A 677-nucleotide genomic window follows, 5' to 3' on the forward strand; every position below is an offset into this window, starting at 1 on the left:
CAATAAGGGCTATTTAAGCGCCTCTTGACACTTCTCTGTGGGATGACAGCACCTGGACGACAAATCGGAAGGTTTTCAGCTTTATGATTTCCACACCACCCCCCTCCCACATCATATTTATAGCGAAATCCCGCTTGGAGCATGCAAGCATCAATGGTTGCATTTGCATTGTAGCTGAGCTTTCTATTTTCTGTATCAGCATTAATAAGGCTTGGCAGACCGCATTCTAACAAGGCTTTTCCTACCTCTGTAAAACCTGCTCCTGGCTTTTTCCACGCCGCCACATCTCCTGGGGGAGTTTTATTAAACTGACATCCAGCTATACTTAACAAAGTTATAGCGCTTAATAATTTTAAAGTTTGTTTCATTTTTTCCTCCATGATTTAATTCAAGGTTTTTGTTCTAAATGAGATGAACCGTAAAGTATGCTGCACATACGCCCCGCATCTCCAAGACAAGTATGGGGATTGTAAGGATTTGTGAACATGTTCCATGTTTCTTTCCACCAATTACTACCAGCAGGTATTGTCTCGTAAGTATAGCCATTGCCGCCAATAATTCTGCTGACAAAGTCGTATCTATGACCATCAAAACCAACAGTGGTTTGTTTGCTATCACTCACATACCCTAACAGACCGGATGCAACTAAAACATTAAAGGCTGGTCCATAGAGATTG

At 41.8% G+C, this 677-nt stretch carries 1 protein-coding gene and 1 pseudogene; both read right to left on the bottom strand.

Annotated elements, in window-relative coordinates; genetic code table 11:
- On the bottom strand, positions 1-368 hold a 368-nt coding region (locus ACFINU_RS10255; protein ID WP_375619058.1), incomplete at its 3' end, for a hypothetical protein.
- A 20-nt stretch (positions 369-388) separates the two neighbouring features.
- Positions 389-677 (bottom strand): annotated as a pseudogene (locus ACFINU_RS10260) (filamentous hemagglutinin); the annotation flags it as partial.

The organism is Bartonella sp. AC130YNZD (assembly GCF_042196865.1).
In the GTDB taxonomy this organism is placed as follows: Bacteria; Pseudomonadota; Alphaproteobacteria; order Rhizobiales; family Rhizobiaceae; genus Bartonella.